The sequence below is a fragment of the Xylanibacter ruminicola Ga6B6 genome (assembly GCF_000687715.1).
Classification (GTDB): Bacteria; Bacteroidota; Bacteroidia; order Bacteroidales; family Bacteroidaceae; genus Prevotella; species Prevotella ruminicola_B.
Genome location: NZ_JHXD01000005.1, coordinates 12,563 through 37,296 on the forward strand (window position 1 = coordinate 12,563; position 24,734 = coordinate 37,296).

Here is a 24,734-nt window from a genome sequence, read left to right on the forward strand (position 1 = left end):
TTATTATTATGGCTTATCAAGAAGTAAGAACAACGGGATATGGAACCCGCGTTGGAAATTCGTTTAAGGCAATTGGCGGCGGCATTGTGCTGTTCTGTCTGGGTACTGCATTACTTTGGTGGAACGAAGGACGTGCCGTGAAGACAGAAAAAATGCTGGAAGAGGCAGGGAGTGCCTATGTAGAGATGCCTAACCCCGCCAAGAAAGATGCCTCGCTGGAGGGCGAGCTGATTTGTGGTACGGCACTGGCCACCACGCAGGATTCGTTGATTGATAAGGATTTTGGCGTAGGCGCCACAGCCATTGCCATGCGACGTAGCGTAGAGTACTACCAGTGGGTAGAGCATGCGAAGGAAAAGAGCGAAGACAAGTTGGGTGGCAAAGAGGTAACTACCACCACCTATACCTATACTAAAGAGTGGGTGAGCCGCCCCGTTGAGAGTGCCGAGTTTAAGGATCCCGCTTACCAGAAAAAGAACATGGTGCTGACTACCGTTGAGGACGACCAGCAGTATGCCGAGAACGTAGAGTGGGGTGCCTACAAGCTGAACGAGAGTCTGATTCACGCCATCTCTTCGCGCGAGGCACTCGACCTGGCCATCGCCGAGGATCTGCTGAAGCAGCTGGATAAGAACACCCAGACCGCCTACGAGCGATTCTATGGTGTGCAGAAGAACAATCAGCCTGCACCCGAAGCCCAGCAACCTACTGCCATCCCCGATTCGATCAAGGCCCTGTTGCCTGATTCGGTAAAGGCCCAGCTGGACTCGATACAGGCTGTGAACGACTCGATAAACAAAGCCATGGAAGCTGCCCAGAATAAGAAGGATCTGGCCTATGTACACCAGGCTGGTAACGTGCTGTATTTTGGACGTGTGCCAGGAAGTCCTGAGGTGGGTGATGTGCGCGTGACCTTCGAAAAAGTGGTGCCTGCCAAGGTAACGGTGATGGCTGTGGTGGATGGCGAGACCTTTAAGCCTTTTAAGGCTAAGAACGGTAAGCGATTCCAGACACTGGTGATGGGCAAGAAGAGTGGCGACGAGATTATCGAGGCCGAGCAGGAGGGTAACAACTTCTTGAAGTGGGCCTTGCGTATCGTGGGTATCCTGATGGTGATTGGCGGACTGAAGGGCATCTTCGGATTCCTGGAGATCATCCTGAAGGTGGTGCCATTCATTGCCGGCATCTTTGGCTGGGGCGTAGGTCTGGTATGCACCATCCTAGGTGTGGTATGGAGCCTGATAGTGATTGCCCTGGCTTGGCTGTTCTACCGTCCGCTGCTGGGCATTACCTTGCTGGTTATCGCAGGGTTCCTGGTATGGGTATTCGCCTTTAAGGGTAAGGACAAGTTGAAGGAACTGGCCGCTAAGGCTGCAACCAAGTAATATATGGATTTTAAAGAGTTTTCGAATAAGTTCCTGAAGGGGTGTGGCTGCGTGAGCATCATCTGTTTCGTTCTGGTAGCCCTCATCTGCATTTTCGTGCCCGATGAGGAAGAGGAGAACAAGGATGAGAACCCGACGGCCCAGACGGAACAGGTAGAGAAACGTGACAGCGTGATCGTAAACGAGCCCCTGGAGGGCGACCCCTACCAGGAGCTTGACGAGCTGATAGGATTGGGAAGCGTGAAGGATGAGGTGCGATCGCTGGCCAACTTTGTAAAGCTGCAGAAGCAGCGCGAGGCAAAGGGACTGAAAACGGCTAAGGTAAGCTATCACCTGGTGTTCTACGGATCGCCTGGTACGGGTAAGACCACCGTGGCACGTATCGTGGGCCGTATCTACAAGGACCTGGGTGTGCTGAAGCGTGGACATACCGTGGAGACGGATCGTGCAGGCTTGTGTGCCCAGTACGTGGGACAGACAGGACCAAAGACCGACAGTGTGATTATGAAGGCGCTGGACGGTGTGCTGTTTATCGACGAGGCCTACTCGCTGGTGCCTGAGAATGGCAATGGCAACGACTACGGACAGGAGGCCATATCTACCATCCTGAAGCGTATGGAGGACTATCGCGACCGCCTGGTGGTGATCGTGGCTGGTTACAAGAACGAGATGCAGCGCTTTATCGACTCGAACCCCGGACTGCAGTCGCGCTTTAATCGCTATATCGACTTCCCCGACTACAATGGCGGCGAGCTGGCTCAGATATTCAAGATGTACATGAAGAAGAACCAGTACACCCTCTCGGCCGATGCCGAGCAGTACCTGAAGGAGCGCTTTGAATATGCCGTGGCCCACAAGGACCGCAACTTTGGTAATGCCCGTTATGCCCGCAACGTGTTTGAGAAGAGCATACAGGCCCAGGCCAACCGTCTGGGTGGTATGAGCAACCTGAGCAAGGACCAGCTGACGGAGTTGACGGCGGATGACCTGAAGGTCGGCTTCGCATCTAAATCGAATATATAATAATGTGCTAATGAATAGAATGATAACGATATTGGGACCAACTGCCTCGGGTAAAACACCCGTGGCGGCCCACCTGGCTGCCAAGATCGGGGGTGAGATTATCTCGGCCGACTCACGCCAGGTTTATCGTCGCATGGATATCGGAACGGGTAAGGACCTTGCCGACTACGGCGAGGTGCCTTATCACCTGATAGATATCTGCGAACCAGGTACCAAATACAATTTGTTTCAATACCAACAGGACTTTTACGATGCCTACCAGGATATACAGGGTAGGGGCAAAACACCCGTACTGTGTGGTGGCACGGGCCTTTATATCGAGGCTGTGCTGAAGGGCTACAAACTATCGCCTGTGCCTCAGAACCAGGCGCTGCGCGACAGTCTGGAGGGTAAGACACTACCAGAGCTTACCCAGATGCTGCAGGAGCTGAAGGCCAGAACGGGCTCGAACATGCATAACAAAACAGATGTGGATTCGTGCCAGCGTGCCATCCGTGCCATCGAGATTGAAACGTATAATCTCGAGAACCCAGTGCCCCGCCGCGAGCTGCCACCTGTGGATTCGCTCATCATCGGTATCGACATCGACAGAGAGCTGCGACGTGAGAAGATTACCCGCAGATTTAAGGCCCGTTTGGAAAATGGAATGGTCGACGAAGTGCGCCGTTTACTCGACGAAGGCATTGCTCCTGAGGATTTGATTTACTACGGATTAGAGTATAAATTCTTGACAGAATATATTACAGGACAGCTCACGTACGATGAGATGTTCAGCAAGCTTGAGATAGCCATTCATCAGTTTGCCAAGCGACAGATGACGTGGTTCCGCGGCATGGAGCGTCGTGGCTTTACCATCCACTGGATTGATGCCACCCTCCCCATGGACGAAAAAGTGAATAAAATAATAGAACTATGGCAGTAGAAAGTACAAGATGGGGCATTCTGTATTGCCCTAAAACAGGTATCTTTAACTCGAACAAACGTTGGGAAAGAATACAGAAGGCGCTGGACGAGCGCCACGTGCTGTACGACTTTGTACAGAGTGAGACAGCCGACAGTGTGGAACGATTGGTGAAAATGATGATACAGAACGGCTACAAAACCATTGTGATTGTGGGTGGCGACTCGGCCCTGAACGATGCCGTGAACTGCCTGATGATGGAAGAGAAAGCCGTACGCGACGAGATTGCCTTGGGCGTGATACCCAATGGCGTGCTGAACGACTTTGCCAAGTTCTGGGATTTCGATGATGATAAGATAGAGCAAACCATCGATTGGCTTATCAAGCGCCGTGTGCGCAAGATCGACCTGGGCTGCATTCGCTATACCAACAAGAAAGGCGACAAATGTCACCGCTATTTCTTGAATTGTATTAACATCGGATTGACTGCCGACATTATGAACCTGCGTCGCCAGACGCGCCGTTTGTTCGGATCGCAAACCTTATCGTTCCTGGTAAGTTTGTTTGTGATGCTGTTCCACCGCATGGAGTACAAAATGAAGCTGAAGATTAACAGCGAGGTGATAGAGCGCAAGGTGATGACGGTGTGCATAGGTTCGGGCCCCGGCTACGGACAAACACCTAATGCAGTGCCCTATAACGGCATGCTGGATGTGAGCGTGGTTTACCACCCCGAGGTGGTGCAGCTGATTGAGGGTTTGTGGCTGTTGGTGGCAGGCCGGTTCCTGAACCATCGCAGCGTGCATCCTTACCGTACCAAGGAGATTGAGGTGGAGTATGCCAAGAAAGCCATCGTGGGCATTGATGGGCGCATGATGAAAACGCCTGTGGGCTCGTACAGAATTACGGTTGAACAAGAAGTTGTAAATTTCTTGATACCAGAATAAGAATAAGGGTGCGCAACGATTGCGCACCTTTTTTCTTTAATTATAAATAAATGTTAAATATTATTTTGATTTCTTTGAACTCTGCATAAAAATGCCTACCTTTGGAAAATCAAACTTGAATATTCACTAATAAATACCTTTAGACAGGAACTATGAGCTACCTACGTTTAGAAAAGGCCGTGATGACTAACCTGCAGGAAAGTCTGGTCCGTGAGTTCCTCCGAACCAATCGTTCGGGCGCCTATAGCAGCTCTACACTGGTGGACTGTAATACGCGAAAGTACCACGGATTGCTGGTAGTGCCCGTGCCTGAGTTGGATGACGAAAACCACGTGTTGCTTTCGTCGCTCGACTGCACGGTTATCCAGCATGGCGCCGAGTTTAACCTCGGCCTGCACAAGTATCAGGGCAACAATTTTAGTCCTAATGGACACAAATACATCCGCGAGTTCGACGCTACAAAGGTACCTACTACTACCTATCGCGTTGGCGGAGTGATTTTGCAAAAGGAAGTTATCTTCCAACACTATGAGGATCGCATCTTAATTCGTTACACTTTGGTGGATGCACACTCAGCTACTACACTACGTTTCCGTCCATTCCTTGCTTTCCGCAGCGTGCGCCAGTTTACACACGAGAACGCTACTGCCAGCAGAGAGTACAGCGAAGTTGAAAATGGTATCAAGACCTGTATGTATGCCGGCTATCCCGACCTGTACATGCAGTTCTCGAAGAAGAACGAGTTTATCTTCCAGCCCGACTGGTATCGAGGCATAGAGTATCCTAAGGAGCAGGAGCGTGGTTACGCTTCGAACGAGGATCTTTACGTGCCTGGTTATTTCGAGCTGCCTATCAAGAAGGGCGAGAGCATTATCTTTGCAGCCTCTACCTCGGCTATCAAGCCAACGGCTATGAAGAAGCTGTTCGACAACGAGGTGGCCGATCGCGTGCCTCGCGACAACTTCTACCACTGTCTGGTTACAGCTGCACACCAGTTCCACCGCAAGGAGAAGAACCACGACCGCTATCTGCTGGCTGGTTATCCCTGGTTCAAGTGCCGTGCCCGCGATACGTTTATCGCCCTGCCAGGACTCACCCTCGCTATCGGCGAGATCGACTACTTTGAGAAGGTGATGATGACAGCCGAGCGCGACCTGCGTGCCTTTATGGACGAGCAGCCACTGAGTGGAAAGATATACGAGATGGAGCAGCCCGATGTGCCCCTGTGGGCCGTATGGGCCATGCAGCAGTACGCCAAGGAGGTGGGCCGCGACAAGTGCTTTGAGATGTACGGCAAGCTGTTGCACAAGATTGTGAAGTACATTCTGGACGGTAAGCACCCCAACCTGCGACTGGATGATAACGGATTGCTCTACTCGAACGGAAAGGATAAGGCTGTGACGTGGATGAACTCTACTGCCAACGGCAAACCCGTGGTGCCACGTTCAGGCTATATTGTAGAGTTTAACGCCCTGTGGTATAACGCCCTGAAATTCTGTGCCTCGATGGCCAGCGAGAAGGGCGATGTGAAGGGCGCTGAGAAGATTGAGGAACTGGCTGCCAAGGTGAAGGATTCGTTCGTAGAAACCTTTGTAAACGAGTATGGCTATCTGCTGGACTATGTGGATGGCACGATGATGGACTGGAGCGTACGTCCGAACATGATTTTCGCTGTAGCCCTCGACTACTCGCCACTGAACCAGCAGCAGATGAAGAGCGTGGTGGATATCTGTACCCGCGAGCTGCTGACGCCGAAGGGATTGCGTTCGCTCTCACCAAAGAGTGGTGGTTATAATCCTATCTATGTGGGTCCGCAGACCCAGCGCGACTATGCTTACCATCAGGGTACCGCATGGCCTTGGCTGGGTGGTTTCTATATGGAGGCCTGTCTGAAGCTGTACAAGCGCTCACGCCTGAGCTTTGTGGAGCGACAGATGGTGGGCTATGAAGACGAAATGGACTATCATGCCATTGGTACCATCTCTGAACTTTTCGACGGTAACCCGCCATTCCATGGTCGTGGTGCCATGTCGTTTGCTATGAACGTGGCCGAGATTCTGCGCACGCTCAAGTTGATGGAAAAGTATTCATATCAAAAGTAAGGAGGAACTGCTATGAAGGTATTAATGTTTGGATGGGAGTATCCTCCTCACGTATTCGGTGGATTGGCCACCGCTAACTATGGTATCTCTGAGGGCTTGAAGGCTCAGGGCGATATTGAGACGGTGCTGTGCTTGCCTCACCCCTTTGGCGATGAGAGTCAGCATGCCTGCCGTATCGTTGCCATGAACGCTGTGCCCATTGCGTGGCGCGATGTAGATTACGACTACGTGAAGCAGCGCGTGGGCAATATCATGGATCCCGATTACTATTTTAAGTTGCGCGAGCATATCTACGCCGACTTTAACTATATGAACGTGAACGACCTTGGTGCGATGGAGTTTGCCGGTGGTTATCCTGGCAACCTGCACGAGGAGATTAATAACTACTCGATCATTGCCGGACAGGTGGCCCGCACTGAGGAGTTTGATATTATCCACGCTCACGACTGGCTCACCTTCCCCGCTGGTATCCATGCCAAGCAGGTAAGTGGCAAACCTCTGTGTATCCATGTTCATGCTACCGACTTCGATCGCTCGCGTGGTAAGGTTAATCCTACCGTTTACAGCATCGAGAAGAATGGTATGGACTGGGCCGATTGTATCATGTGTGTATCCGAATTAACCCGTCAGACGGTTATCAACCAGTATCATCAGGACCCACGCAAGTGCTTTACCGTTCACAATGCTGTGTACCCATTGCCACAGGAGTATCAGGATATTCCACGTCCCGACCATACTGGCAAGGAAAAGGTGGTTACCTTCTTAGGTCGTATCACCATGCAGAAGGGACCTGAGTACTTTGTAGAGGCCGCTACCATGGTGCTGCATCGTACCCGCAACGTGCGTTTCTGTATGGCAGGCTCAGGCGATATGATGGACGCTATGATCCATCTGGCTGCCGAGCGTGGCATTGCCGACAGATTCCACTTCCCAGGCTTTATGCGTGGCAAGCAGGTGTACGAGTGCCTGAAGAACTCTGATGTGTACGTCATGCCTTCGGTGAGCGAACCATTCGGTATCTCGCCCTTGGAGGCCATGCAGTGCGGAACCCCAAGCATCATCTCAAAGCAGAGTGGATGTGCCGAGATTCTTGATAACTGTATCAAGGTCGACTACTGGGACATCCACGCGCTGGCCGATGCCATCTATTCCATCTGTCATAACGAGTCGCTCTTTAACTACCTGAAGGATGAGGGTAAGAAGGAGGTAGACCAGATTACTTGGGAGAAGGTGGGCAAATGGATCCGTACCCTCTACCTCCGCACCTTAGGCTGGGAATAAATTTTAATTGTACAATAAATGGTAAATAGTAAATTGTAAAATTGTAAATTATGAAAACAATTTGTTTATATTTCGAGATACATCAGATTATTCATCTGAAGCGTTACCGTTTCTTTGATATCGGTACCGATCATTATTACTATGATGACTACGAGAACGAACGTAGCATCAGCGACATTGCCGAGCGCAGCTATATGCCCGCACTCAATGCCCTGCACGATATGATTAACGAGCATGGCAAGTACTTTAAGGTGGCTTTCTCACTGAGCGGTACTGGTATCGAACAGTTGGAGATGCACGCCCCACAGGTGCTCGAAAAGCTGCAGGCTATGAACGAGACAGGCTGTGTAGAGTTCCTGGCCGAACCTTACAGCCACGGCTTGTCGTCGCTGGCTAACCCCGATAGCTTTGCTGTGGATGTAAAGAAGCAGTGTGCTAAGATCGAGGAGCTGTTTGGCAAGAAGCCTACCGTATTGCGTAACTCATCACTCATCTATAGCGATGATATCGGCGCCCAGGTAGCCTCGATGGGCTTCAAGGGTATGCTCACAGAGGGTGCTAAGCACGTGTTGGGATGGAAGAGTCCACACTATGTTTACCACTGCAACCTGGCACCCAACCTGAAGCTGTTGCTGCGCGATATCGAACTGAGTGATGATATCTCGTTGCGATTCAGCAATTCAGAGTGGGATGGCTATCCACTGTTTGCCGATGGCTATATCGATCGTATCGCCCGTCTGCCCGAAGAGGAGCAGATTGTAAATATCTTCATGGAGCTCTCGGCACTGGGTATCGCCCAGCCACTCAGCTCTAACATCCTCGACTTCCTGAAGGCACTGCCTGCACAGGCCAAGGCCAAGGGTATCACCTTCTCTACACCTACAGAAATCTGTAAGGCTTGCAAGAGCGTGAGTCAGCTGGATGTGCCCGATACCCTCTCATGGGTCGATGAGGAGCGCGACGTTAGCAGCTGGTTGGGTAATGCCATGCAGCGTGAGGCTTTCAACAAGCTGTACAGTGTGGCCGATCGTCTGCGTATCGCCAACGATCCACGTATCAATCAGGACTGGGATTATCTGCAGGCATCGAACAACTTCCGCTTCATGACCACCAAGCCTTCTAACGTAGGACTGGATCGTGGTATCTACAGCGGACCATTCGATGCTTTCACCAACTATATGAACATCCTGGGCGACTTTATCAATCGTGTTAATGCCCTTTATCCACTCGATATCGATAACGACGAGCTCGAGGGCTTGCTCACCACCATTAAGAACCAGGGTGATGAGATTGAGATGAAGGATAAGGAGATTACCCGATTAAAGGCCAAGATTGAGAAGCTGGAGGGTGGTGAAAAGCCTGCCAAGAAGGCCGCTGCCAAGAAGGCTGAAGCCAAGCCAAAGGCCGCCAAGAAGCCTGCTGCAAAAAAGCCAGCAGCCAAGAAAGCTGAGACAAAGGCCGAAGCATAAATCGGCTTTGCTATACCATTAAGAGAGCTTGCTAACCCTATAGCGAGCTCTCTTGCAGTCAAAAAGATTCAAAAAGTTTGGGCTTATGAAAGGAAGAATTAAATCGTTAGCTGCCAGAATTGCTATCCGACTCTTGTTGTGGGGCTTGGTAATTACTGTGTGCGTGGGGTTTGTTTCTTATCACTACACGCTGAACGGTATCACCAAACAGTATGCAGAGAACTTTCATATGCGTATGCTCATCAACTATGAGTACACGCGCCGTGTGCTGTCGGATGTGTATGTACAGGTTTCGAACCATGTGTATTACATTGAGCAATCGCTCGACAAACCTGAGACCCAAATCGACGCTATGACACGTATTGTGCGTAATGGTAATCGTGTGCATAGTTGTGGCATGAACTTTATAAAGAATTACTATCCGGAGAAGGGCGAGAAATTCTGTCCCTTTGCCTGGCGTAACCCTGAGAATCGCGATGAGATACTGACGGATTTGAAGGGCGATCAGGATTTTGACTACCTGAACGATCGCTGGTTCAGAAACGTGATTGAGGGCGACACCTGTGAGTGGAGTGATCCCTTCTACGATGGCTACGACAACTCAACCACACTGGTGGCCTATATGGTGCCCATACACGATGCTGAGGGCAAGCCTGTGGCTGTGTTAGGAGCCGACATATCGCTGGAATGGCTGACAGGGAAGCTGGACGAGACAGACAGTACCTATAATGCCCAGAACAATTTTGCTGCCAAGGTGATGGGACTGAAATCGCAGAGTTTCATCATCAACTACGATGGTAAGTTTATCACGCACCCCAAGGCAGAAAAGCTATTGGAGGGCCAGTTCTTCCACCACGTAAGGGGTAGCAAGAGTGGTAAGAAAACCCTGCTGGAACGCAAGATGAAGGCAGGAGAGCAGAGTAGCGACGAAACACAGGAGCGCTATCTGTTTAATGGCGAGGAGAGCTACTTCTTCTATACACCGCTGAAGTACACCGACTGGACCATGGTAACGGTGGTGCCCTGCCGACAGATTGATATGCTGGGCCTTATGTACGTGCTCAAGCTGATGGCCTATGTGCTGGTGGGCATGTTTGTGTTGGTAGCCCTGGCGTATGTTTATATGAAAAAAGAATTTAAAAATAGATATGAAACTGATAAGTTGGAATGTGAACGGCCTGAGGGCGTGTGAAGGAAAGGGGTTTAGCGACACTTTCCGTGAGTTGGATGCTGACTTCTTCTGTCTGCAGGAAACAAAAATGCAGGCTGGTCAGCTCGACTTGGCCTTTGAGGGCTACGAGAGCTATTGGAACTATGCGGATAAGAAAGGCTACAGTGGTACGGCTATCTTTACCAAGCACCACCCACTGAACGTGACCTATGGCATAGGGATTGATGAGCACGACCACGAGGGCCGTGTGATTACTTTGGAGATGGAGGATTTTTACCTGGTAACCTGCTACACACCAAACTCGCAGGACGGACTGAAGCGCCTTGACTATCGTATGACATGGGAGAACGACTTCCGTGCCTATCTGAAGGGCCTCGATGCCAAGAAGCCTGTGATACTGTGTGGCGACCTGAATGTGGCGCACCAGGAGATTGACCTGAAGAACCCCAAGACCAACCGTATGAATGCCGGCTTTACCGATCAGGAGCGTGAGCAGTTCTCAACCCTGTTGGCCAGTGGTTTTACTGATTCGTTCCGCTATAAGTACCCTGAGCAGGTAACCTACTCGTGGTGGAGCTATCGTTTCCAGGCGCGACAGAAGAACGCTGGCTGGCGTATCGACTATTTTGTGATTAGCGACCGTCTGCGTGAGCGCATGGACGATGCCCGGATACATACACAAATACTGGGCAGCGATCACTGCCCAGTAGAGTTAACATTGAAGTAAGTGTGTTTGGGATTAAAGTCCCAGACCCTTCTTCAGCTTATTGGCGCCTTCGTCGATGGCATCGTTAGCCTTCTTCTTGGCATCTTCCTTAGCTGCGTTAGCGGCATCCTCAGCGGCCTTCTTGGTGTTGTCAACAGCATCCTGACCAGCCTTCTTGGCATCCTCGACTGCAGCATTGGCAGCATCAACGGTCTGATCTACAGCAGCCTGACCAGCCTCCTGAACACCACCTACAGCACTTGTAAGACCATTAACGAATGTCTCGGCAGGTGTAACAGTGAGTGTTTCAACAGCAGCAGCTACAGCGGCATTGTCGCCAGCAAAAGCCTTGATCTGCTCGGCATTGGCCTTCAGGAACTCCTGAACCTTGGTTACATACTCCTTGGCGAGCTCAGGATTCTTGGTAACGAACTCTTTTACCTGTTCCTGTACAGAGGCCAGTGTCTCCTGGAGCTTGTTGGCATCCTTGGCCTCAATCTGCTCTGTGAGGGCAGCGGTGATGGCGCTTACAGCCTCATCTACATTCTGCTCGGCTACTACAGTTGAATCGGCGGCTTCGGCAGGAGCCTGAGTTTTGTTTCCACAAGATGCGAAACCCATGGCCAAGCAGGCCACAACTGCGATAAGTACTTTTTTCATAATGCTTTGAATTTTTAAGTAAAACAATAAAAATGACTTGATATGTGGCAACAAAAATACATTTTTTTGCATTATGTTAGCGCAAACGTTGCTACTTTTTTGTTTTTTTTATACTTTTGCACGCGTTTTTTCAAGATAACAAGAGATTAATAGAGATTAATAGAAGATGATGACAACATTTGCATTCAAGCCGAAACTTTTGTCGACACTTCGGCACTACAACAAACAACAGTTTACCACCGACCTGCTGGCCGGTATCATCGTAGGTATCGTAGCACTGCCTCTGGCCATCGCTTTTGGTATTGCATCAGGTGTAACCCCTGAGAAGGGTATCATCACCGCCATCGTAGCTGGACTGATTATCTCGCTGTTGGGTGGTTCGAAGGTACAGATTGGTGGTCCTACTGGTGCGTTTATCATTATTATCTATGGTATTATTCAGCAGTACGGTTTCGAGGGACTGACCATTGCCACACTGATGGCTGGTGTATTCCTGATTCTGTTTGGTGTGCTGCATCTGGGAACCATCATCAAATACATACCTTACCCCATTGTGGTAGGTTTTACCAGCGGTATCGCACTCACCATCTTTACCACACAGATTAAGGACTTGTTTGGTTTAACCATGGAGAGCGTGCCCAGCGACTTTATCGAGAAGTGGGGCGCTTACATTGGCGACTTTGGTACCATCGACTGGTGGAGCACAGCTGTGGGTATCGGCTCGGTAGCTGTGATTGCCACATGGCCTATGGTAGCTAAGTACAACAGCCTGCTGAAGAAGCTGCCAGGATCGCTGATTGCTATTATCGTCATGACTGTAGCCGCTCTGCTGCTCAAGCAGTATGCAGGCGTAATGAGTATAGAAACCATTGGCGACAGATTCAGTATTTCGAACCAGTTGCCTGATGCTGAAATGCCCGCTTTGTCGTGGGATGTGATTAAGGGTCTGGTGTCGCCAGCTATCACCATCGCCATTTTGGGTGCCATAGAATCTTTGCTTTCAGCCACTGTGGCTGACGGTGTGATTGGCGATCGCCACGACTCTAATACCGAATTGATTGCACAGGGTGTGGCTAACCTGGCCAGTCCTATATTTGGCGGTATCCCCGCTACAGGTGCCATTGCACGTACCATGACCAATATTAATAACGGTGGACGTACGCCTGTGGCTGGTATCGTACATGCAGCCGTGCTGTTGCTCATCTTCCTGTTCCTCATGCCACTGGCACAGTATATTCCTATGGCCTGTCTGGCTGGTGTGCTGGTAATCGTGAGTTACAACATGAGTGGCTGGCGCTCGTTTGCTTCGATCATGAAGAACCCCAAGAGCGATGTGATTGTGCTGTGTGTAACCTTCCTGCTTACCGTTATCTTCGACCTTACCATCGCTATCGAGGTTGGTCTGATCTGCGCTTGCTTGCTGTTCATGCGTCGTATGGCAGAGACTACCGATGTGAAGGTTATCAGCGATGAGATCGACCCAGAGGAGGAGCAGAGCGACTTCCAGATGGGTAACCTGGAGCACCTGACTATTCCTGAGGGTGTAGAGGTATATGAGATTAACGGTCCTTACTTCTTTGGAGCAGGTAACAAGTTCGAGGAGATTATGGCCAGCTTGCGTGGTCAGCGACCCAAGGTTCGAATTATCCGTATGCGTAAGGTGCCTTTCGTTGATTCTACTGGTATCCACAACCTGACAAACTTGTGTACCATGAGTCAGAATGATGGCATACAGGTAGTACTCTCGGGTGTGAACCCAACAGTGCAGGCTGTACTCCATAAGGCCGGATTTGATAAGATGTTAGGCGAGAACAACATTTGCTCGCACATCAATATAGCATTAGAAAGAGCAAAAGAGTTGGTTTAAATACCAACTCTTTTTTTATGCGTTCATATAAGGATTGTATTGCTGTTCGTCGCCAATGGTGGATTGTGGACCGTGGCCTGTATAAACCGTGGTATCGGCAGGCAGCGTTGCAAGCACATGCTGCAGACTGTGCATGATATCGGCATAGCTGCCACGCTCAAAATCGGTGCGGCCTATGCTCATACGGAACAGGGTATCGCCTGTAAACACCACCTTCTCTTCTTCACACCAGAAGCTAACACCACCTGGTGTGTGGCCTGGAGTACGCAGCAGCTTAAACTGGTGGGTGCCAAAGCGTATCACCTCGTCGTTGGCAAAGTAATGGCCTGGCTCAGGGTATGACAAGTTGAGCTTGATGCCTGCCATCGCCTGGAACTGGCCAGGGATATCTGTAATCAGCCACTCATCGTCGGCAGAAATCTCAGGCTTCAGTCCCCACGTGTCAAACACGGTGTTGATGCCAAAGTTATGGTCGAAATGACCATGAGTGCAAAGCAGGTGTACGGGCTTTAGCTGATGCTCGTTGATAAAGTTTACCAACGCATCGCGCTCCTCCTGATAGTAGGCACCACAGTCTATAATCACACACTCGTTGGTGTCGTCATAAACCACGTAGGTATTCTCCTGCAGGAGATTAAAGCTGAAGGTTTTTACGTGTAGCATTATAGGGGCAGATAGATAACGTATTTTTCCTTAAACCACTCTTCGCTGAAGAACTGCGAGATCTCTGTGGCTTCTACAATCTTATGATAGGGCTGCAACTCGGCCTGCAAATCACCACCCTTCAGGCATATAACGCCATTAGGCAGGGCATTCTGCTGAGTCTTCGAGATGTTCTTGCGCATCAGCTTTACCAGGTCGGGGAGGGGCATCACGGCACGACTCACAATAAAGTCGTACTTATCCTTTTCGTCCTCGCCACGCAGATGGGTTGGCTGGCAGTTCTTCAAGCCAATGGCATTGCATACCTCCTGGGCCACACGAATCTTCTTGCCTGTGCCATCAATCAGCTTGAACTGGCACTCTGGAAACAGAATGCTCAGGGGCACACCAGGAAAGCCGCCTCCTGTACCAAAATCCAGGATGCGTGTACCTGGACGGAAGTTAATTATCTTGGCGATGGCCAGTGAGTGGAGCACGTGGTGCTCGTAAAGCTGGTCGATATCCTTACGTGATATCACGTTAATCTTGGTGTTCCAATCACGATAAAGGGCATCAAGGGCATCGAACTGCCGGCGCTGTTCGTCGCTCAGCTCTGGGAAATATTTCTGAATAATCTCTGCTGTCATTGTACTGATTTGATAAATGCGGGTTTTACAAATTTCTTAAGCTGGTCATAGGTAAGTACCAACTCGATAGTGCCTAACTCCAACGAGGCAATCTCGGAGGGGTTGAAAATAAAAGTGATGGTATTATCGCTCACAATAAAGTTCTCGGGTACGTACATTTCTACCTGATCCAGATAGCCTTTCTCCTTCAACTGTTCAAGATCCTGTGTCTCTGTCTTCTCCATGAGTGCCTTCAGCAACACGGGGGGCAACTGGGTTTCGTAGCCATCCACAAACACATCCTTCATCCTGATTTCTTTAGCTGTTTCTGTATTGAAATTAAGGGGGATAAGCTGGTGGATGCTGTTGGCATGGCCCTCGCTATAGTCGATAGTGGCCAGATAGGCCAATGTGCGCTTCGAGGTTTGTTCGGTAGTGGCATTGATAATGTAATGGAACTCGTACCACGAACGCTTGGTGGTATCGGCACGATCGGCATTGTAGAGGGGCAGCATGTTGGTTTTATAACTCATGGTGTAGGCCTCGGCAAACTGGTCCATGGCACCTTGCATGCCCATGTCGGCCTGATTAAAGAGGCGATATACCACAGCCTCGTTAATCTTCTGTCCCACCTCGCCACTCTCTTTGGTGGCGCAGGGCAGTTTTAAGCTTACACTGCACACGGGCGATAACTCTTCGTTTGACAGACGTATGGTTTTTTCCGACTCGATCATCTCGAAAGTCAGTTTGCCTTCGTCATCATTTCTGCAACCCGTAAAAACGGTGAGAATAACGAAAATGAGTATGTATTTGAGTTGGTTTGTCATACTTTTGCACTTATTTTTGCGCAAAATTACACTAAAATCTCGAAAATAGCAAATTTCTCATAAAAAATCACTAATTTTGCAGCCGAAATAATAAAAGAATCATTAAAACCAGAATGAATTCACAGAGTACGCCCGTACATATCAGGTTGTGGCATAAAGACTTTTGGTTGATGGCCATCGCCAACTTCTTGTTGGCAATGACGGTCTATATGCTCGTACCTACTATGCCCCGCTGGCTGATGGATGCCCAGCAGTTCTCGGCTCAGGATGCAGGTATTGCTATGGCTGCATTAGGAGTAGGACTGTTTGCACTTGGTGCATTCATATCTTATATGGTTCAGCACTATCGTAGAAACTTAGTGTGCATATTTGCCGTGCTGATTGAAGCACTATTGATTACAGCCCTGTATTATATAGATGGTTTGCACATGCGTGTGGCCGACCCTATGGTGGTTTTTGTGCATCGCTTTGCACAAGGTGCTGTGTTCGGACTGGCCCAGATGGTGCTGACGAGTACGCTGATTATCGATACCAGCGAGTCGTTCCAGCGTACTGAGGCTAACCACTCGGCTGCCTGGTTCTCGAGGTTTGCCCTGAGTATGGGTCCTATGGCAGGTTTGCTTATTGGGCGCATTGCTGGCTTCCACTATGTGCTGTTGGCAACCATGGCTTGTGCTATGGCTGTGGTGGTACTGGTGTTGCTGGTAAACTTCCCCTTCCGTGCGCCTCAGGACGATATCCCTACTGTTAGTTTGGATCGTTTCTTCCTGCCTCATGGATTCCCCCTGTTTGTAAACCTGCAGCTGGTAACCTTGGCAGTGGGCATTATCCTATCAGTAGTGATGATAGAGCAGTTCTACTCGATGATGATGGTGGGCTTTGCTGTGGCCATCTTGTCGCAGCGCTTTGTATTCAAGAATGCTGAGCTGAAGAGCGAGGTGGTAACAGGTCTGATACTGATGGGTGTGGCCCTGCTGATGATGATCACACGCCATTTGCCTATCGTGATGTATGCAGCCCCGCTGTTTATTGGTATGGGTGTTGGTTTGATAGGTTCGCGCTTCCTGCTGTTCTTTATCAAACTGAGTCGCCATTGTCAACGTGGCACCTCGCAGAGCACCTTCCTGTTAGGCTGGGAGAGTGGTATCGCATGGGGTGTAGGCGCAGGTGTGGCTATCTTCCAAGGCAACGTTACAGCCGCGCTGATAGCTGCCTTGGTGCTGGTAATAGCTGCTTTGGCTATGTACCATTTTACCCACAACTGGTTTACAAATAACAAAAACAGATAATTACCCTCGGCACAATGCTGCGTAAGGGCATGTTTCGCAACGATGCTGGTCGTCAGTTGGCACAAAAGCCATCTGGGCGTTATAGATATCGTCCAGCTGTTGGCGTAACAGCGTTATAAACTCATCCGAATAATCTGCTATATCAGTGATGGCTTCCTTACCAATCTTCAAGGTTGGGTCGTAATCCTCGCTACCTGCATGCTGAATAAACAGCAGGCATGGCGACACCATCTGTGGCGTCTTGTTACGCACGATATGGGCGTAGAGCAGGGTTTGCAGGAAGTAATCGCTATGGTCCTTGATGGCCTCCTGTGAGAAGATGGCTGCCACATCGGGCATGGCCTTCATCTGGCGTGAACCAGTCTTATAATCTACCACACGGATACGTTCCAGTCCTGTTTCAGGATCGGTAATACTATCCAAACGGTCGATGATACCAGCAATATACTGATTGTTCAGGGTGATGTTAACAGGCTTTTCGAGCCCCAGGATGCTGAATGGCGCCAAACGGCGATCGCACTCTAACAGCTGGCGCAGGTACTTGATAATTACCTCGCGATTAATAAGCTGCAAACCATCGAGTGGGGGCAGTGGGTGTGAGGCATCGTGGATATGGAAGAACTCCTGCTTGATGGCCTCATCAACCACTCGTTCTATGGTTACCTCTTCCTTCAGCAGATCGTCGATAGCCATTGTAGTGATGGTGGCTTTGGTTGCTACCAGATACTGGTACACCAATTGTGCGGCTTTGTGGAAGATGTTACCAAACAAACGGTTGTCAATCAAATCGTCCTCTGTGTTGTCGGGCTCTTTCAGCTCGCACACATAACGATAGAAGAATCGCAGTTGGCAGCGCAGATAGGTGTTGATGGCAGTAGGACTGATGCCGCCTGCATCTTTAGCAAAACGGCGCTGTAGCTGACTCATCACCTCAGGTGTCTTGTTTATAGCCTGAGGGGCATGGAGCTGGGGTGTCTGTCCTGCTTTCAGTGTCTGGAACGTAATTGGGATCTTGTTCTCAACCATCAGTTGCAGCATAAAGCGCGACATCTCGGCTGTTTTACCATCGCTGGTGGCATTGTTATAAAGAATGGTTACATCTTTTGCACGTTGCAGCAAACGATGGAAATAATGCTCATAGATAGATACCTTGTAATCGATGGTGGTCAGTCCGTAGGCCTTACGCAAGGCGTAGGGGATAAACGAAGTATCGTTAACGCCACGTGGCATGTTACCCTCGTTGCATGAGAGCAGTAGCACATGATCGAAGTCGAGGTTTCGCGTTTCGAGCACACCCATCACCTGAATTCCTTCGGCAGGTTCGCCATGGAAGGGGATAGAAGTGGTTGATATTAGCTGTACAATCAGACGTTGTAGTGTTATCACATCCACCTTCAGTACGCCACTATCCACCAAACCGCTTAATCTGTTAAGCAAGGTGTACATGCGGAAAAGACTCTCTGTATCGAGTGGCGAGTCGATAATAGGACTCTTTGAGGTAGCGATGGTTTGCGTAAGACTGATGAGCCAGTGCAGTAAGGGCTGGATATCAGTATAGCGTTGGCTGGCAAAATCGTCGGGCATCAGTGTGGCGTAAGGATGGCGCTTGATACTTTCAACCCATCTACGTGCAAAGGTCTGCTTGCGCAGCGAGTAACCATGCACCTGCATGTTGATTAGTGTGTTGATGAGCGATGCTATAGATGTTTGTCCTAGTGGATAACCTGTGGTGATATTGATTTTATCAACATTCTCAGGCAGACAATGGATAACCGTTTGCAGCAAGCCCTCGTTGCAAAGCACAATGGCTGTTTTGCGACCATCGTTAATGCGATCGGCATCCAACCATTCGCTGATGTAACGGGCCTGGATATTCTCAGTAGGGGCCGAAATCAGGTTGATATGGCATGGTGGCACCTCATCTGTATCCTGATAGAAAATGGCTTTGCCCTGTTTTTCCAATCGGCTGAAGAGTGTTTGCTCAACCTTCTGCAACAGGTTGAAGCCGATAAATACATAAGTATCGTATTCAAATTCTAACGTTTCGTCCGTTGCCACCTGGCGATAGAGGGCGCCCTCGTAGGCCAGTTGCTTCTCGGCCAACTGCTGGTTGTAAGCATGATAAATCTCGCCAATATGGCTCCACAGGCGTAGGAATCGCTCTTTCAGTTCGGTGTTATGCTCCTCAGAAAAATTGCTGAAAAAGCGCTTGATCATCTCACGCTGCTCAGGGGTGAGATACGAGGTGTCGTCGAGCTCGTGTATGTCGCGCAGGTTAGCCAGCACCTTATCGGCAGGCGCCATATTCTTATCCAAATCGTCGAAGTCGGAAAGCAACAGCTGTCCCCAACCATAAAAATGATCGAGCGTCTCGTCGATACCTGTACAAGCGGTAAACACACGATGTAGTTCGCATACCAGCAGGATAGGGTCGGCCACCTGTAGTTTAGAGTGCGAGCGGAACAAATCGCTGATGGTAATATAAGCAGGGCTCCACAGGGGCTTCTGCGCCAAGCGTGCCAGGTGCTCGTTAAGGAACAATGATGCACGCTTGTTAGGGAACACCACAGCTACTCGTGATAGATTGGTGCCATATCTGGAAAGCAGGTCTTCTGCTACATGTTCAAGGAAACTCTTCATACTTCTTCTATCTTATTACTGTAAACGTACCACAGGTAGCCTTTGATGTTTTGGTGTCCCATCGACTGCAAAAGGTCCATATAACGACGTACCTGGTCATGGTATTCTGGGTTTGGATGGCCGAATTTAAAGTCGACCACAATCCACTCGTTGCCATCTGTCATCACACGGTCGGGGCGATGCTCCTTAACCTCGCCATCTTCAACAGAGAGAATGGTACACTCGTTAAAGAGCGTCCAACGCGACGAGAACCACGAGGCTACACGTGGGTCGGCCAGACGTTTACGCAGCATGGTGGTAATCTTCTCGGCAGTCATCTCCTCGTCGTACAGAATACCCTCGAATTGCAAACGCTGCAGGGCTTCTGGAATATCCTTCTCTGTCTGGATGGTAGAGAAGATTTCGTGCAATACGCTACCAGCTTGGATATAGCGGTGTTGCTGATCCAGTTCGTCGCCCTCGATAAAGTCGCGACTACGATTACTCTGACGGAAGTTTACCTTACTTTCGAAGTTGCGGATGGCCACATGCACGGCCTCTGACTTCTGCAGGAAGGGGTTCTTGCTGGGTTCTTTTTCTTTCTGCTCAGTCTCGCCAACAGTGAACGAACCCATCGAGAATACAATCGCTGCGTCATTGTTCTCCATACCCTCCAACTGGGCATCAGGCATATCGCCAGCCACTAAAGGCAGACAGAGTTCTATCAAGGCCGAACGTGAGTTCTTAACGCCACGCTTACCAATCACAAACAAACTCTTAGCGGCACGAGTAAAGGCCACGTACAGCAGATTCAGGTTATCAACCATGTTCTGCAGGTGCTCGTGCAGGTAATCACCTTCGTAGATGGTGCCTAACATTGCCTTCTGACTATAGTCGATAGGCACAATGGGCAGATCGTTGAAAGGTGCCTCGTTAGGTTGGCACCAGATGATGTTATCAGTTGTTTTCTCCAATGGCCAGTCGCAGAAGGGGATTATGACGTGGTCGAACTCCAAACCCTTTGATTTGTGGATAGAGATCAGACGGATACCATTGGTTTCATCGCTCTGGATAGTCTTCTTGCAAAGCGACTCTTCCCATTCAGTCAGGAATGCCTGGATATCTGTAGTATTCTCGTTGACATAGTTGGCCAACTGGTCATAGAAGGCACACAGGTAGGCACCTTGCCCCTCTAAGCGGTGTAACTCGAAGATTGTATAAATCTTCTCAGCCAGCTCGTAGAGTGGTAAGGTTAATAGCTCATCAAAGTGGGCAATATAAGCCTCGGGCAGGTAGGCATCGAGGTTGGCACCTGCTATCATAAATTCGTTATCACTCAGTTCCTTGCCCTGAACGGTGCAGAGCCAGGTTTTAACAATGGCTGCCTTGGTAAGTTGGTCGTCGGGTGTTAGCAGAAGTTGCAGTGCCTGAATCATCAGGCATACAGCACTCGATGCATCTAAGCGGAACGCCTCATCGCTCACAATGCTTACTGAGGGCAGATGCTCCAGAAAATACTGAGCAATAATGGGTATATGGAAGTTATAGCGCACCAGGATGGCGATATCCTTTTGACTAACGCCTTGGCCGATGAGTTCGCTCACGTTTTCAGTCATGTGTGCCAGCACCTCTTCCTGGTACTCTTCATTAGGCAACAGTTCTATGGTAATCTTGCCTTCTTGTGGCTTGCTCTCTGGAACCTGCTGGGTTACGTCGGCATAGGCCTTCTTTAGCTGGTCGCGCTCATCGCAGTTCAACTCCTCGAGTGCTGCATATTCTAAGTTGGCAGCATGGGTAAAGAACTGGTTGTTGAAATCGATGACGTTACGCGTAGAACGGTAGTTGGTTGAGAGCGATTTAATCTCCATGAGCATGGCATTAAACTGCTGCTCGATACCATTCAGCAAGCGCCAGTCGCCTGAGCGCCAGCGATAGATACTCTGTTTTACATCGCCCACAATCAGATTGCTGCCATCGTCATGACTCATGGTTTCTGAAAGCAGCACCTTGAAGTTCTGCCACTGGATGGTAGAGGTGTCCTGGAACTCATCAATCATCACGTGCTTGAGTTGGGTTCCTATCTTTTCGAAGATAAAAGGCGAGTCGCTGCCATCAATGAGCGAGTGGAGCAGTTGCTGGGTGTCGCTCAGCAAAAAGCGGTTATCTGTCTCGTTAATCTCGCGTACCTTTTTCTCAATGCTGCTTAGCAGGCGCAGCTGGTTGAGATGACGCAAGGTGAGATTGGCCGACTGGAATATTTTCCATTGCTTTTCTTGAGCCTCTACAGCACATTTCAGTATCTGTTGCAGCGAAGCCTCAACCACATTCAGCACGGCATCGCGCTGTGGGTGGGTCTTGGGGCACCACTTCTCGATATTCTCCAAATGATTATTCACCGTTGCTGTGATAATGCTTGGATCGAAGGTGCCCTTACGGAGCTTATTGAAGAAACTGGCAATACCTCGCTGCTTACTCGACAGATCGTCTGCACTCAAGCCTTCTCCTTCGAGGGTGTCGAAGAACGATTCGCCAATCTCTTTCATATAGCCCTCGGCTGCCTTCTTCAGCTCGCGCAGGGTGGTGGTATAGTTCTCGAAGAATCCTTCCTCGCCCATCTTCTGTTCGAGGGTGAGGCTCACCTCTTTATAATAGTCCTTAAAGATGTTCTGACCAAACTTCTTAATCTGTGCAATCACGTTCCATGACTTGTCATCAGAGATATTCTCCATGATGTACTTCAGAATCCATTGCAGCATCACATCTGTTGTAGTCAGATCTTCAATCAGCTGGTCGACAGCCAACTCTTCCACCTGATAATCGTTCAATCCAATACGCAGGTTGGTGGTCAGGTCGAGTTCGCGTGCCATATTGCGTAGCACACTCTGAAAGAACGTGTCGATGGTCTCCACACGGAAATAGTTGTAGTTGTGGGTCAGGTTATTAAGTGCCAACCCGGCTCGCTCGCTGATGACCTCTGGCTTAAGACCAGTCTTTGTTTGAATGTTCTGCAGATAGTTGTCTGATTCCGGCAACTGTTTCCAGATGCCATACAGCTGACTGAGAATACGCATCTTCATCTCCTCGGTAGCCTTGTTGGTAAAGGTTACTGCCAGGATGTTGCGATAGCTCTGCGGATTCTCTACCAGCAGACGGATATATTCGGTGGCCAGGGTGAAAGTCTTACCACTTCCAGCACTGGCTTTATATACGGTGAGTGATTTCTGTGTTTCGTTTACCATCTTCTGAATAGTTCAAATTCCACCTCTACACCAATACGATCGAAGTGGGTGTTACGGAAACTGGCAAAGGCACCAACCGAGATATACCTGTTGGTAAAGCCATAGCCTAATTCGTAGTAGGGGCGCGAATCCTGTAGTAATACGCCGCTCAGATAGAAGCGCTCTTTCTCAATATATTTTCCCAAGTAGGGAATCCATGTGGCCACCAACATGGGTGATTCGTACGACACGTTACCACGCAGATAATAATCTGACAGGTTGTACACACGACTGCGTAGCAGTTGGAAGTTTCCGCTCCAGTCGTCGTCCCATCCTTCGGGCAGATTCTCGTCGCGGAAGTTAGCGAAGTCCACAAACAGGTTGTCCTTCTTGTTGGTATAGAAACCTGCACCAGCGCGCATGTTAAGCAATCGCAAGCCCGGAATCTTCTTCTTCCACTGGGCATCAAACTCCCAACGCTCGTATTCCAAATCCGACTTGTTAACACCCTTCACGCCTCGCTCGTAATCTACCGAGAGAACGGGGCCACGATTCAGCCAAGGCGAGAACTTCAGGCCGATGCTTGGTGCAAAGCTTCGATATTCTGTTGGCATGTCGTAACACTTCATCAACTCTTTGTTAACAGCCGAACGGCGATGGTATATGAAACCTGTTTCGATATCCAACCAGTCGAACACCATGATATTGTTGATGATGCTGAAATGCTGGTCCTTGAACTTGTCCATATCCGTATTATCGAAGTTGATGGTGTCCTGATGGGCAGCATTAATCACATCCATTACCGTAGATGTACTGATACGGTTGCCATTACCAAACACAACCTCGGTATATCCGTTACGTTTTGGGTTGTACGTCATACGGAGTGGTGCCGTAAAGTAGAACTGGTGCTCCTTGAAGGTGTAACCAAACGTGGGGTTGAGCGTTAGATAACGGTGAGCCGAGAAGTTGTACTGCGAACGGAAGCGCATCTTATAACGCACACCACGGGAATGACTGTAACTTACGTACATCGGGTTGATGATAGGCGACATACTGAAGTTGGCTTCCTCCGATTCTGCCTTGATAGGTGTAACCAGGTTCTCGCCAATGGTGTCCCAGAAAATCTTCTTCCAGAGTCGCTGTTTCTTGGGCAGCGTGTCTTGTGCCATCGAGTCCTGACGGTTTTTCTGATCGTAGGTCTCGTATATCTGCTTGTCGGTTTCTGTAAGTGGTATGGGACGAACCTCATCCATCAGATCCCTGCTATCCATCCTTTCTACAGAATCGGGTAGCGTCTTGTCGCAGTTATAGTTGGCATCGAACAGAGCCGAAATCCTGTTGCCCATGAACCGGAACGTAGCTGCTGTGGTGCATTTGGCAGGCATGATAGAGCGCCCGCCTTCTTCGCCTTGCGTAATCTCTGTGCGGAAGGTGAGCATATCATACTCGCCATTCAGCAGTGTTCGGATAATACGCCCGGTGTTGGTGTCAACGATGGCATAACCATTCAGCAACTGCGTGTTGTATATCTTCGGACGGAATTCCAGACGAGTGGTGCCGTCGTGCTGAAGCTTCTGGGTAAAACGGTAATACCTGCGATTGCATTTGTTGAAGGGTGAGAGCATGTGCCCATCGTACAAGTCGATATCGTAGATGTTGGGCGTCATGTAGTCGAGCAGGGTAGGGAGTGCCTTACGGTTACGACGGATGGTGCCTGATAGCAACTGGTTGGTGATGTCGTAATCGTGCGCATTTGCAAATACTACTTTGCTGTACGACTCACGGATATAATCTCTCTCATCCTTGGCCATCACATACATCGAGGGGATGAGCCACAGTATGGCATTGCGCTTATCCACATGGTATCGGAACTTGGCGTACACCTGATCCTCGAGGCTGTCGATGGCTGCTGTATTGGCCTGCTGGTAATTGTAGATACGATTCAAGATATTCAGCGAATCACGTTTGTTGCTCGCTGATACACTCATGACCATACTCGTA

18 protein-coding genes are annotated in these 24,734 nt (G+C 49.6%); 11 read left to right on the plus strand and 7 right to left on the minus strand.

The window, feature by feature from the left end:
* The first annotated feature begins 8 nt into the window (after positions 1-8).
* From T500_RS0104815 to T500_RS0104855, 9 genes are all read left to right on the plus strand, one after another.
* Complete coding sequence (locus T500_RS0104815) at positions 9-1,385, plus strand: TMEM43 family protein (protein WP_028907168.1); 1,377 nt, start codon at positions 9-11, stop codon at positions 1,383-1,385.
* A 3-nt stretch (positions 1,386-1,388) separates the two neighbouring features.
* The gene (locus T500_RS15190; RefSeq protein WP_051611877.1) at positions 1,389-2,408 is read left to right on the plus strand and encodes an AAA family ATPase; all 1,020 of its coding nucleotides are present in this window, start codon (positions 1,389-1,391) and stop codon (positions 2,406-2,408) included.
* 19 nt (positions 2,409-2,427) lie between these two features.
* Positions 2,428-3,330, plus strand: coding sequence for a tRNA (adenosine(37)-N6)-dimethylallyltransferase MiaA (gene miaA / locus T500_RS0104825; RefSeq protein WP_036908540.1), 903 nt, complete (start codon positions 2,428-2,430; stop codon positions 3,328-3,330).
* Entirely contained in the window at positions 3,321-4,256 is a 936-nt protein-coding gene (locus T500_RS0104830) for a diacylglycerol/lipid kinase family protein (RefSeq protein ID WP_028907170.1), read from the plus strand. Before miaA ends, T500_RS0104830 begins: the two co-directional genes overlap by 10 nt.
* Positions 4,257-4,408: 152 nt before the next feature.
* Positions 4,409-6,358 (plus strand): glycogen debranching enzyme N-terminal domain-containing protein, encoded by a 1,950-nt coding sequence (locus T500_RS0104835; protein WP_028907171.1) that lies wholly within the window; start codon positions 4,409-4,411, stop codon positions 6,356-6,358.
* A 12-nt stretch (positions 6,359-6,370) separates the two neighbouring features.
* Positions 6,371-7,639: a glycosyltransferase family 4 protein gene (locus T500_RS0104840; protein WP_028907172.1), complete on the plus strand. Its 1,269-nt coding sequence runs from the start codon at positions 6,371-6,373 to the stop codon at positions 7,637-7,639.
* A 50-nt stretch (positions 7,640-7,689) separates the two neighbouring features.
* Positions 7,690-9,108: a glycoside hydrolase family 57 protein gene (locus tag T500_RS0104845; protein ID WP_028907173.1), complete on the plus strand. Its 1,419-nt coding sequence runs from the start codon at positions 7,690-7,692 to the stop codon at positions 9,106-9,108.
* An 85-nt stretch (positions 9,109-9,193) separates the two neighbouring features.
* Positions 9,194-10,300: a cache domain-containing protein gene (locus T500_RS0104850; RefSeq protein WP_028907174.1), complete on the plus strand. Its 1,107-nt coding sequence runs from the start codon at positions 9,194-9,196 to the stop codon at positions 10,298-10,300.
* Positions 10,257-11,006 (plus strand): exodeoxyribonuclease III, encoded by a 750-nt coding sequence (locus tag T500_RS0104855; protein ID WP_028907175.1) that lies wholly within the window; start codon positions 10,257-10,259, stop codon positions 11,004-11,006. The genes T500_RS0104850 and T500_RS0104855 overlap by 44 nt, the downstream gene beginning before the upstream one ends.
* A gap of 12 nt (positions 11,007-11,018) precedes the next feature.
* Here T500_RS0104855 and T500_RS16305 read toward each other — a convergent pair whose 3' ends face one another.
* A complete protein-coding gene (locus T500_RS16305; protein WP_051611879.1) occupies positions 11,019-11,645 on the minus strand; it encodes a hypothetical protein in 627 nt (208 codons plus the stop codon).
* Between the two features lie 169 nt (positions 11,646-11,814).
* Between T500_RS16305 and T500_RS0104865 the strand changes: the two genes are divergently transcribed.
* On the plus strand, positions 11,815-13,512 hold the full coding sequence (locus tag T500_RS0104865; protein WP_028907176.1) for a SulP family inorganic anion transporter: 1,698 nt from the start codon (positions 11,815-11,817) through the stop codon (positions 13,510-13,512).
* Positions 13,513-13,527: 15 nt separating this feature from the next.
* Here the strand turns inward: T500_RS0104865 and T500_RS0104870 are convergent, their stop codons facing one another.
* From T500_RS0104870 to T500_RS0104880, 3 genes are read right to left on the minus strand one after another with little or no spacing between them, the layout of a single operon-like run.
* Complete coding sequence (locus tag T500_RS0104870; protein ID WP_028907177.1) at positions 13,528-14,175, minus strand: MBL fold metallo-hydrolase; 648 nt, start codon at positions 14,173-14,175, stop codon at positions 13,528-13,530.
* The gene (gene rsmG, locus T500_RS0104875) at positions 14,175-14,801 is read right to left on the minus strand and encodes a 16S rRNA (guanine(527)-N(7))-methyltransferase RsmG (protein WP_028907178.1); all 627 of its coding nucleotides are present in this window, start codon (positions 14,799-14,801) and stop codon (positions 14,175-14,177) included. The genes T500_RS0104870 and rsmG overlap by 1 nt, the downstream gene beginning before the upstream one ends.
* Positions 14,798-15,607 (minus strand): RsiV family protein, encoded by an 810-nt coding sequence (locus T500_RS0104880; RefSeq protein WP_028907179.1) that lies wholly within the window; start codon positions 15,605-15,607, stop codon positions 14,798-14,800. The genes rsmG and T500_RS0104880 overlap by 4 nt, the downstream gene beginning before the upstream one ends.
* Positions 15,608-15,720: 113 nt before the next feature.
* On the opposite strand from T500_RS0104880, the gene T500_RS0104885 reads away from it, so the two are divergent.
* Positions 15,721-16,896, plus strand: a complete 1,176-nt coding sequence (locus tag T500_RS0104885) for an MFS transporter (RefSeq protein WP_028907180.1) — start codon at positions 15,721-15,723, stop codon at positions 16,894-16,896.
* On the opposite strand, the gene T500_RS0104890 is transcribed toward T500_RS0104885, so the two are convergent.
* Genes T500_RS0104890 through T500_RS15200 form a run of 3 tightly spaced genes read right to left on the minus strand, consistent with a single transcriptional unit; the run spans position 16,897 to position 24,721 of the window.
* Complete coding sequence (locus tag T500_RS0104890; RefSeq protein ID WP_028907181.1) at positions 16,897-19,536, minus strand: PD-(D/E)XK nuclease family protein; 2,640 nt, start codon at positions 19,534-19,536, stop codon at positions 16,897-16,899.
* On the minus strand, positions 19,533-22,754 hold the full coding sequence (locus T500_RS0104895; protein WP_028907182.1) for a UvrD-helicase domain-containing protein: 3,222 nt from the start codon (positions 22,752-22,754) through the stop codon (positions 19,533-19,535). The genes T500_RS0104890 and T500_RS0104895 overlap by 4 nt, the downstream gene beginning before the upstream one ends.
* Positions 22,748-24,721 (minus strand): DUF5686 family protein, encoded by a 1,974-nt coding sequence (locus T500_RS15200; protein WP_196243470.1) that lies wholly within the window; start codon positions 24,719-24,721, stop codon positions 22,748-22,750. The genes T500_RS0104895 and T500_RS15200 overlap by 7 nt, the downstream gene beginning before the upstream one ends.
* Positions 24,722-24,734 lie beyond the last annotated feature (13 nt).

Coding starts and splice junctions, on each gene's coding strand:
- T500_RS15190 (WP_051611877.1), top strand. CDS start 1,389: ATGGATTTTAAAGAGTTTTCGAATAAGTTCCTGAAGGGGTGTGGCTGC.
- T500_RS0104880 (WP_028907179.1), bottom strand. CDS start 15,607: ATGACAAACCAACTCAAATACATACTCATTTTCGTTATTCTCACCGTT.
- T500_RS0104845 (WP_028907173.1), top strand. CDS start 7,690: ATGAAAACAATTTGTTTATATTTCGAGATACATCAGATTATTCATCTG.
- T500_RS0104855 (WP_028907175.1), top strand. CDS start 10,257: ATGAAACTGATAAGTTGGAATGTGAACGGCCTGAGGGCGTGTGAAGGA.
- T500_RS16305 (WP_051611879.1), bottom strand. CDS start 11,645: ATGAAAAAAGTACTTATCGCAGTTGTGGCCTGCTTGGCCATGGGTTTC.
- T500_RS0104840 (WP_028907172.1), top strand. CDS start 6,371: ATGAAGGTATTAATGTTTGGATGGGAGTATCCTCCTCACGTATTCGGT.
- T500_RS0104830 (WP_028907170.1), top strand. CDS start 3,321: ATGGCAGTAGAAAGTACAAGATGGGGCATTCTGTATTGCCCTAAAACA.
- T500_RS0104890 (WP_028907181.1), bottom strand. CDS start 19,536: ATGAAGAGTTTCCTTGAACATGTAGCAGAAGACCTGCTTTCCAGATAT.
- T500_RS0104835 (WP_028907171.1), top strand. CDS start 4,409: ATGAGCTACCTACGTTTAGAAAAGGCCGTGATGACTAACCTGCAGGAA.
- rsmG (WP_028907178.1), bottom strand. CDS start 14,801: ATGACAGCAGAGATTATTCAGAAATATTTCCCAGAGCTGAGCGACGAA.
- T500_RS0104895 (WP_028907182.1), bottom strand. CDS start 22,754: ATGGTAAACGAAACACAGAAATCACTCACCGTATATAAAGCCAGTGCT.
- T500_RS0104865 (WP_028907176.1), top strand. CDS start 11,815: ATGACAACATTTGCATTCAAGCCGAAACTTTTGTCGACACTTCGGCAC.
- T500_RS0104850 (WP_028907174.1), top strand. CDS start 9,194: ATGAAAGGAAGAATTAAATCGTTAGCTGCCAGAATTGCTATCCGACTC.
- T500_RS0104815 (WP_028907168.1), top strand. CDS start 9: ATGGCTTATCAAGAAGTAAGAACAACGGGATATGGAACCCGCGTTGGA.
- miaA (WP_036908540.1), top strand. CDS start 2,428: ATGATAACGATATTGGGACCAACTGCCTCGGGTAAAACACCCGTGGCG.
- T500_RS0104870 (WP_028907177.1), bottom strand. CDS start 14,175: ATGCTACACGTAAAAACCTTCAGCTTTAATCTCCTGCAGGAGAATACC.
- T500_RS15200 (WP_196243470.1), bottom strand. CDS start 24,721: ATGAGTGTATCAGCGAGCAACAAACGTGATTCGCTGAATATCTTGAAT.
- T500_RS0104885 (WP_028907180.1), top strand. CDS start 15,721: ATGAATTCACAGAGTACGCCCGTACATATCAGGTTGTGGCATAAAGAC.